This window comes from Bacillus sp. C30, assembly GCF_040838255.1.
Taxonomy (GTDB): domain Bacteria; phylum Bacillota; class Bacilli; order Bacillales; family Bacillaceae_G; genus Bacillus_A; species Bacillus_A mycoides.
Genome location: NZ_JBFPJH010000583.1, coordinates 1 through 2,091 on the forward strand (window position 1 = coordinate 1; position 2,091 = coordinate 2,091).

At 34.5% G+C, this 2,091-nt stretch carries 2 protein-coding genes; both read left to right on the forward strand.

Annotation, left to right across the window (positions count from 1 at the left end):
- Nucleotides 1–160 precede the first annotated feature (160 nt).
- Nucleotides 161–1,324, forward strand: coding sequence for a phage portal protein (locus tag AB3X49_RS23145; protein WP_367965009.1), 1,164 nt, complete (start codon nucleotides 161–163; stop codon nucleotides 1,322–1,324).
- Entirely contained in the window at nucleotides 1,308–2,090 is a 783-nt protein-coding gene (locus AB3X49_RS23150; protein WP_367965011.1) for a head maturation protease, ClpP-related, read from the forward strand. Before AB3X49_RS23145 ends, AB3X49_RS23150 begins: the two co-directional genes overlap by 17 nt.
- Nucleotide 2,091: the final 1 nt, after the last annotated feature.

Consider the following 2,091-nt stretch of genomic DNA (forward strand, 5'->3'; position numbering starts at 1 on the left):
ACTTATTAGACAGAGGTACCAATCTTTCAACCGAATACAAGATTCAAGGGGGTGATCGGTATCACTCTATCTACAAATATAAGTATCTCATATAACTAGATACTCACGGGTTTATAGGTAAATCCCTTTCCTAAAAAACCTAACTTTATCATACGAGGGGGTGATAATCATTGGATGGCTGGATGCAGTATTTAAAAGAAATAGTGAATTAGGATTTATGTTTGATGTGGAAATGTTTATTGAAAAGGCAAATAGAGTCCACATGAAGCGACTAGCAATTGAGACTTGTATATCCTTTTTAGGAAGGACAATTAGTCAATCAGAATTTAGAGTGAAAAACGGTGAAACATTTGAAAAGGATGAGCTTTATTACCGATTAAATGTTAGGCCGAATAAGAATATGACAGCTAGTACCTTTTGGGAAAAGTATATGTACAAGCTCATTTATGATAATGAAGCTTTAATTATACAAGCTGATGATGGTGATCTACTTATTGCTGATGACTTTGAACATAATGAATATGCTGTTTTTGAAGATACTTTTACAAATGTCACAGTAAAAGATTATCAGTTTAAGAGGAGCTTTAAACAAAGTGAAGTCATGCATGTAAGATATCGGAATGACAAATTATCACCGCTTATTGATGGTCTTTTTGCTGATTATGGTGATTTATTCGGTAGGATATTAAGCTCTCAAAAGCGCAAGGATCAAATTCGCGGAACTGTTGATATGGACATGCTTGCTGCAAAGAGCAAAGAACACCAATCAAAACTTCAAGAATTCATTGATAACATGTATAAAGCAATTGGTGAAAAGGACATTGCTATCATTCCACAACAACCAGGTTTTAAATATGCTGAAACATCAGGCTGTGGTAACTCTGGGCAAAGTGTGGACGAAATAAACAAAGTTACAAACGGATTCTTAAACCAAGTAGCAATGGCTATTGGTATTCCGACAGCCTTGTTATATGGAGAAATGGCTGATGTTGAGAAGCAAACGAAAAATTACATGCTTTTCACAGTGAACCCTTTGTTAAAAAAGATTTCTGATGAAGCAAACGTTAAATTCTTTGAAAAGAACGAGTACCTTGAAGGACAAAAGATTGAAGTGAAAGCTGTTTCTTATCAAAGTATATTTGATCTTGCGACAAGCATCGATAAACTTATTTCTTCAAGTGTATTTACGGGAAATGAAATTCGATTAGAAGTAGGATATGAAGTTTCAGATGATCCTAACTTACATACACATCATATTACGAAAAACTATACGAAACTAACTGAATCTGAAGGAGGTGAGAAACAAAATGACAGTGAAACTTGATATTAAAGGTCCAATCATTTCTAATGATGAAGCTTGGATTTATGAGTCATTTGAAATGGATGCTACTTCTCCAGGAACAGTAATGGCAAAGTTAAATGAAGCAAACGGTGAAGATATTGTTGTAGCTATTAATAGTCCAGGTGGTTATGTATATGAGGGGTCAGAAATATATACAGCTTTAAAAACTTATTCGGGACATGTAGAAACACAAATCGTTGGTTTAGCCGCAAGTGCCGCATCTTTTATTGCAATGGCTGGTGATAAAGTTCGAATTGCACCAACTGGACAAATCATGATTCATAATGGGTCTATGTGGAATCATGGTGATCATCAGGAAATGAAGAAAGCTGCCGATATGCTAAGAGTAGTAGATAAATCCATTGTAAATGCTTATGTCATTAAAAGTGGAAAGTCGGAAGATGAATTACTTCAAATGATGGATGAAGAGACTTGGATGAGTCCACAACAAGCATTAGAGAATAATTTTGTGGATGAAATTATGTTTATGGAGAATCCAGTGAAAGTTACAGCTTCAAGTGCTGTCTCTACGATGCTTCCACGGAAAGTGATTAATGGACTTAGAAATGGTGTATTCAATAAAGAAAAGACAGTAGGAATCACCAAAGAAGATTTAAACACTGCATTATCAGGGCTAAAAAACGAAATTCTAAATGATTTAAAAAACAATATAGAAGAACAACCAAAAGAGCCAAATCCGAAACCTGTAAAAAATGGTGGGATTAAAGGGCTCTTTTTAAAATTATAAA